General features: G+C 65.2%; 7 protein-coding genes. 2 read left to right on the top strand and 5 right to left on the bottom strand.

Features of this window, described 5'->3' with window-relative positions:
* A partial coding sequence (locus QZ709_RS13130) for an AAA family ATPase (protein ID WP_294637730.1) occupies positions 1-234 on the bottom strand: 234 nt, incomplete at its 3' end.
* Between the two features lie 204 nt (positions 235-438).
* Here QZ709_RS13130 and QZ709_RS13125 point away from each other — a divergent pair.
* Both QZ709_RS13125 and QZ709_RS13120 read left to right on the top strand, forming a co-directional pair.
* A complete protein-coding gene (locus QZ709_RS13125; RefSeq protein WP_121506379.1) occupies positions 439-840 on the top strand; it encodes a DUF6088 family protein in 402 nt (133 codons plus the stop codon).
* Complete coding sequence (locus QZ709_RS13120; RefSeq protein ID WP_121506378.1) at positions 837-1802, top strand: nucleotidyl transferase AbiEii/AbiGii toxin family protein; 966 nt, start codon at positions 837-839, stop codon at positions 1800-1802. Before QZ709_RS13125 ends, QZ709_RS13120 begins: the two co-directional genes overlap by 4 nt.
* An 18-nt stretch (positions 1803-1820) precedes the next feature.
* On the opposite strand, the gene QZ709_RS13115 is transcribed toward QZ709_RS13120, so the two are convergent.
* From QZ709_RS13115 to QZ709_RS13100, 4 genes are all read right to left on the bottom strand, one after another.
* The gene (locus tag QZ709_RS13115) at positions 1821-3086 is read right to left on the bottom strand and encodes a metallophosphoesterase family protein (protein WP_121506377.1); all 1266 of its coding nucleotides are present in this window, start codon (positions 3084-3086) and stop codon (positions 1821-1823) included.
* An 11-nt stretch (positions 3087-3097) separates the two neighbouring features.
* A complete protein-coding gene (locus QZ709_RS13110) occupies positions 3098-4390 on the bottom strand; it encodes a hypothetical protein (protein WP_121508681.1) in 1293 nt (430 codons plus the stop codon).
* Between the two features lie 140 nt (positions 4391-4530).
* Positions 4531-5949, bottom strand: coding sequence for a DUF1173 domain-containing protein (locus QZ709_RS13105; RefSeq protein ID WP_233559255.1), 1419 nt, complete (start codon positions 5947-5949; stop codon positions 4531-4533).
* Between the two features lie 105 nt (positions 5950-6054).
* Positions 6055-6996 (bottom strand): MarR family transcriptional regulator (locus tag QZ709_RS13100; protein WP_294637728.1); only part of this gene is annotated, 942 nt, incomplete at its 5' end.

The raw sequence follows: 6996 nt of genomic DNA, 5'->3' as shown, positions 1-6996 counted from the left end.
GACATGGTCGTAGTAGCTGAAGCCGCCCGCACCCGCTGCGGACGCACGCGAGGGCATCGTGAGGTACGGGTGCATGTTGTCGAGCACCGTGGTCTTGCCGCGCCCGTTGGCACCCGCGATGGCGACCAGCTCGGCCCCATCGCACAGGGCCTCGAAGTCCAGGGTCAAGGCAGCCAGGCCCAGGCCATCCCGGATCCCGCGAAACCCCTTGAGCGTCAGAGAAAGTAGTTGCATGGCGAAGTTCTCCATGGGTTTGACGCACCCAGTTTCCCGTGAGAGCCCGGGGAAGCAAGGGCTTGAGCGCCGTGGCCGCCCCTCCCCGGCACTCTGGCAAGAGGATGATCGAGTTATGCTGCAAAATTCCATTTGAGTTCAATGGGTTATCGAAATTGGCAAGAGAGGTAAAATCGTCCGTCAAGGATCCTCCCGCCCACCACCATGAACACGCTCAATCGCATCAAACGCTCCGTCGCCAACCGCAGCGACGATGTGCTGCTGCGCAGCGAGTTCGACCAGTTCGGCAGTGCCGCGCAGGTGGGCCGCGCACTGCGCGAACTGGTGCTGGACGGCACGCTGGTGCGCCTGGGCCTGGGCGTCTATGCCAAGGCCAAGCCCAGCGTGCTGACGGGCAAGCCGATTCCTGTGCGGCCGCTGGAGGTCCTGGCCCCCGAGGCGCTGAACAAGCTGGGCGTGACCGTCATGGCCAGCCGCTTGACCGAGGCGTACAACGCCGGACGCAGCACCCAGGTGCCTGCGGGCATCGTCTTCAACGTCGGCCGACGCCGCATCGCCCGCAAGCTGGGCTTCAACGGCAAGGCGATCCAGTACGAACACGCATGAGGGTGCTGGCACCGCAGCGGCGGGAACTGATCGAGGCGCTCATCGCGGAAGCCACTTCCGGCGGAATCACTGCGGGCCTGCTGGAAAAGGACGAGCACCTGACCGATGCGTTGCGGGCCCTGTTCGCCTTGAGGCTTGAGGGTATGCAACTGGTGTTCTGTGGTGGCACTAGCCTGTCCAAGGCCTACGGGCTGATCGAACGCATGTCCGAGGACGCGGATCTGAAGGTGGTGCTGCCGGATGCGGGCCAAGTCCCCCGCGCCGAGGTCCGCCGCCGCCTTTCCGCGCTGAAGGCCCAGGTGGCCGAAACGCTGGCCGGGATCGGCCTGGTCGAGGACAAGGGCAAAGAACTGGCCTTCAACGAGAACCGGTACTTCTGCAGTGAGTGGAGCTATGCGCGGCACTATGCATCCGCTGCGGGGCTGCGCCCTCACCTGCAGATCGAATTGACGGCACGCACTCCGGTTTTGCCTCCACAGGTGCGCCGTATCACCACGCTGGCCGACCAACTCGCCGGCCGCTCCGATCAAGCCTTCGAGGTCCCGGTGGTCGCCGTAGCCGAAACGGTCGCGGAGAAAGTCCTGTCATTCCTGCGCCGCTATGCACAGCATCGCGCCGGGCTCATGCGCCAGGCCTGGGACACGGCCCTGGTCCGGCATCTCTACGACGTGCATTGCATCCGCCAACGCCAGCCTGAGATGCTGGGCGCGGCGCGGCGGGCCTTTCCTGCGCTGGTCGCAGGTGACCAAAAAGAGTTTGGAGCCCAGTTCCCGGACTTTGCCACGGCCCCTCGTCAGGTGCTGAGCGGCGCGCTGCGGCAGGCCCGTGCGGACGCAAAGATCCAGGCGGAGTTCACCGGAAACCTGCTGCCGCTGGTCTATGGGGGCGGCACACCGGCATTCGCGCAGGCCTTCGGCGACTTCGACGCGGTCGCCGAAGCGCTGCTGGAAGTGCTGCCGTAGCCCTGTCCACCGGACGCGTCAGGCCGCCAGTCGCATGGGTTCCACGGGCTGGTCTTCGGCATCCCGCTCGCGCAATAGATCCGCTGCAATGTCCTCGGGTGTCGCTTCCTCCAGCGCGGCAAGGCATCTCAGCAGCGGTTCGGGGTTGACCTCGGACACCTGGGCCCAGGCGCGCAGCTTGTCCTCCATCCTCGCCATGCGCGAGATGCCGGCCATGCGCGTGCGCACCACGGGCACGATGCGGCCCTCGAGCTTGGTCTCCGCGGCGTCGGCAAGGATCCGTTGGATGGCCCCGCGATCCACGGATCCCCGGTCCTCCTCTGCCACGGTCCAGCGCACGCGCACGCTGGCACCGGCGATGTCCTGCCGTGAAACCGCTTCGCGCAAGGCCTCGAGATCCGGGCGGCCCTCGAACACGATATCCATGGTCCGGCGCGCCGGAGTGGGCTCCAGGGTGCAGCAGGCCGAATCCGCGCCCACTTCCCACAGCAGAAATCCCTTCTCCCCCTCTTCTCCATAGTGAAAGCGGCCGATGGAACCCGCATAGGCGATCAATTGCGCACCCGAAAGCCCCTGCTGCGCCCAGGTCTGGTGCCGGTGGATATGGCCGAGCATGAAAGCCTGGGCCTCGGCGGCAAACAACGCCCCGGTCGTGAACTCATGATCGAAACCAGCCATTGGCACGCCGTGCTCGCTCACGCAACCGAACACCGTGCCGTGGGACACGCCGATGGTGGGCAGTCCTCGGCTGCGCGCGATCCGGTGTGACGGCGCAAAGCCGCAGAGCAGCCGGGCGAGTTGCTCTCCCACAGCCTGCGCCGCGTGCGTCGCCCCGGCGGTAGCCGCCACGGTCGCCTTGTTGACGGTGGGCAGACAGGAGAACAGCGCTACCGCGCGATCCGGTAATGCGCCGAAATGCCATTGCGGGGAAGCGATCCAGTCGCCCTCACGGGTCAGGGCCACCTGCTGGATCCGGTCGGCCACGTGAATCGGGTGGCGCCCACCGACCGAGCGGAAGATGTCCAAGGTACCCGGGGGCTCGTGCGAGTAGGTACCCTGCAACAGCAGCACCGGGCAATGATCGGCCAAGCGCCGCACCCGCTCCACCAGCCGCGCTGCGGCGGGCGAATGCAGGTCCAGCGCGTGATCGGTCGCGTCCCCGGACATCACGGCGGCCTGCGCCCCCTGCGCCACGGCCCGCTCGATGGCAGCGCCGAAGCAGCGCTCGGCCTCGGCGAGGGTCCTTGTTCCATAGTGCAGGTCGGAAAAGTGTGCGATGCGCATGGTCTTCTCCTTCAGGCACCCAGGCCCAGTTCGGCGTCGATCTTGTCGAGGTAGCCTTCCGGGTCTTGGGCGTACCTGTCGAGCTCGTCCCACGCACGACCGCGGCCGTGGGGATGGATCCGCCAGCCATGGCCCCAGCGCAAGGCCGCGTATGCGGAGTAGCGCTCCGTATCACCACCCATGGCCCGAACGCGCGACAGCATTTGCGCGAGCGTAGGACGCGCCTGCTCCAGACGCGGATGGCCGGCACCGGCGGGCGCATCGGCAGTTTCGCCTCTCCCGGCCTCCTCGCCCGTTACTGCGTCCTGATGCGCCTCGGGCTGCCCTTCGAGCACCTGGGTTGCAAGATGGGCCTGCTGGATCGCCGTCTCTTCATCCTCGTGCTCGCGCAGCAGGGCCGTGACATCCACGGGGGCCTCCAGTTCGATGATCCACTGGGGCACGCGCACCGCCCGCCCCTGTTCGTCGATGTGCGGCACATCCCTGAGCACCTTCGTGAGGAAGAACGTTGCGCGGTCGCGCCCCAGGAAGCCGGAGATGCGCCCGCCGCGCATCATGGCCATGGCCTGGAAGCGCTGGATGGCCGCGCTCATCGCGTAGAAGCTCGTGGTGGGAAGCTCCAGCGCGCTGATGGAACGGATGCCGGGAATGAAGAACAGGAACCGGCCCGTGAGATTGCACTGGCGCGCCTGGTACTCGGGGCAGGATTCAGGATCGCAGAGGCCACCGTTCTCTTCACGCAGCACAGCCTTGCGCCCGCCAAAGATACGGATCGCGCGCCGCCCCGTGTCGTCCACCGGGACCGGTGCATGGCGCATGCAGTGGCGCACCAGGCCATCGGGCGAGTACTGCGACCAGAACCGCTTCTCATGGGTGCCCCAGGCCGCCAGCTCGTGCGGCATCACGGTCTGCCAGTGGTCGGCGGGGAAGACGACGGGAAAACGGTACAGACGGTGGCCCTGGCCTCGGTCTTCGCCGTAGGCATCGAGGATCTCCCGGGCGGTCTCCGGGTTCGCGAAGTCCGACGCTCGCACCGTGAACCAGGGCACGTTGCGCGGCACCAGCGGAGACTTGAGCTGCGGCATCGCCTGCGCCAGCCGCCGTTCGATCTCCTCGAAGGACCGGCCCTCGTCCACGCCCTGCCTGTAGATGGCCTTGGCCTCGGGATGCTCGGCGGCCTTGCGGGTCAGGACCATGATGCCGGGACGGATTTTCCCCCCGGTGGGGATGCGTGCCGGGGCCTGGCCCAGCAGGGTGTGCAAGGCGACCGGCCCGCCCTGCACCGAAACGACAGCGTTTGCCATGTGGCGCTCCTTCATGAAACGTCGGGGTTGCGACGCTTCATGCTCTCGCGTGATGCCAAGTGTTCAACCCCCGGCAGCAAGGCTTCCAGCCGACTGCCCCGTCCGGTCATGCACCGCCGGGAGTACGAAAGGCAAGCGAACTAAGCCGCCGGTGATGGCAGCGCGGGCATTGGCTGCTCAGTCCGCCACGCCCAGCATTCACCTTTGGCGACGGCCTTCTCCTTGGCGGTACGCTCCTTGGCCTCGGCAAACGCACTCACTATGTGCAGTGGAATGGGCGTGGCACCGCCGTCCAGCAACAGCGCATTCGGAAAGACTCCACCCTGCGGCGCGTCGTAGCGCAGCGGCTTGAGAAAGCGCCTTTCCTGTCCGACAAGCGCATCGATCAAAGGGCACTCGTGGCCGCCCTCCAGCGGTATCCATTGACCGCTTGCCAGCATCAGGCTAGCCGAATCGATCTCGTAGGTCAATTCGCGGCGGGCGCGTATCAACGCCGCGATCATGAGCCGGATCCGACGTTCGGTGTCTGCGTCGCGCGCCTCCAGCAAGGAAGCGTGAACACGCGCCAGGCGCTCCCAGCTCTTGGTGGGCATCAGCAACGGCGCATCGGGCATGTGGCGGATCCAGATCCGGCAGGCGTGCTCCGCACGATCGCAGGCCTTGAACTCGCCGATCACCAACGCCAATGGCGCATGCCCATCGCGGGGCTGCAGGATGGCCAGCTTTTCCCGTCGGCGCTGGGCGGCATCAGCCTTGGTGGATTCCTGGAATGGCTCGGGGACATAAAGACGCTCGGCCAATGGGATGCCCTTGACATCGATGTCGGCCGCAGCAGCGAGCAGGTACTTGCACAGGACACCCTGGTTGCGCTTTCCAGCCATGGCGGGCGTCCACCGGTTGAAGCCGGCACGCTCGAAAAGAAAATGCATCACGGCGCGAAGCGACATGCGCCGTCGCGGAACTGTGATCTCTGCCGGCTCCGAGATCTCGCCCCTTGGCAGGGCGTGGCCCTGGGTCCTGGTCCATGGGAAGTCCACGCGCAGTTCCACTCGACCAGGCTCAGGCTCCAGCACAGCTTCTCCCACGAGTTCGCCCAGCCCGGAAAGTGCCGCGTCGGGTTCATAGGAAGGGCAGGACGGGTGATGGTCCTTGCCGGTTTCTGGCATGCGTTTGACCACGTACTTGCGATGGCGGGCCACATACATTTCCACACCACCGGCGACACACAGGCAACGCGGCCGCTCAGTATCGTCATGGATCGACGCAAGCGCCAACTGGAGGCCCGGATCCGTGGCTGCAAACACACGGCCGTGGATTGAGAAGTGCTGCACAGGGAACACCGGCAGGCCGCCGTCGCTACTCGTTGCCGCCGCACTTGGTTGCAAGCCATTTCTTCTTGGACCATCAAAGAAAATCTGTTCCTGCATGCTGCCTTCCCCGTTGAGGTCAATGCCACGAACCCATCCTGGACCTTCGTGACGCTCCAGGCGAGCCGGATTCGCATCGAAATTGGTGAGATTTCGACATTGAAGGCGCAGAAATTTTCCGAGGTCAAGCACGCCTCGATCGCCTCATGCGGGAAGCCTCTCTCCCACTAGGTGACCACCAATAGGACAACCCGCACACCGTAAATAGGCAAAGCAAAGCATGCGGCCCACTCGCTCTCAGCCAGTCACGGCATCCGCGTTTTGCATCGACTTGCCATTTACCAGCATCCGCTGAAGGTAGCCCAGCAAGGCCTGCCATTCTTGGCGCGAGAAATCTGCCAGATGAGCGTTCTGCACAACGGCCAGAATGGCCGGCACCTCGGCAACGGCGCTCTCCCCTGCTTCCGTGAGCTGGACATGGATAACGCGCCGATCCTCGACGCTTCTCACACGCTTGCAGAGGCCCTTCTTCTCGAGTCGGTCAAGAGCCCGAGTCACGCCGCCCGCGTCCATTTCGAGGTCCTGCGCGAGATCAGCTACCGTTGGCCGCTGGCGGGCCTTGATCTTCACAAGCGGTCCCCACTGGGTGCTTGTCAGTCCGTGCTGATGGAGGCGCATGTCGGCGTTCCGGACTATCGACGTGGTAACGCGGCGCATCAAGTAGCCGACGGTCTCTTCCTGGTAGTAGCCAGAGGCTTCATAGAATTCAATCGGCACAAGGTTGTCTCCCATGCGAGAAGGATCGCGGAGGAACTGGCCTCCATCCCCGTACAACGGACGGCGAAGTTCGCCAGGCGGCGGAGCATGCGCTTGTACATCCCTCTCCAAGTCTGCGCCCCCCACACCTTCGTCCGGCCCGATAGCACCGGCGATTTCATCCCAGTCGGAGTCCAGCAGATACCGCCGCGCCGCCAACAGGATCCGCTCAACTTCATCCGCGTGCCGCATGCCCCCGCGGACGCCGCTCGCGAGCGATTGCAGTTGTCCCAACGCTGCCACGTTTCCAAGGGATACCGCCTCGACGATCTCCATGAGCTTCAAACCCAGTCCATGTTCGCGGCAGTGCCGCTCCTCCAAGCAGGACAGAACCTCGATGAGTTCCGGCTTGCGCTTCCGCAACACGCCGTACAAATGCAACTCTCCATTGGCGCACAAGAGGTACTGCGGGACATGCTGGAC

It is taken from the genome of uncultured Aquabacterium sp., assembly GCF_913773725.1.
GTDB lineage: Bacteria > Pseudomonadota > Gammaproteobacteria > Burkholderiales > Burkholderiaceae_C > Aquabacterium.
This window is presented reverse-complemented; position numbering and strand designations above follow the sequence as displayed.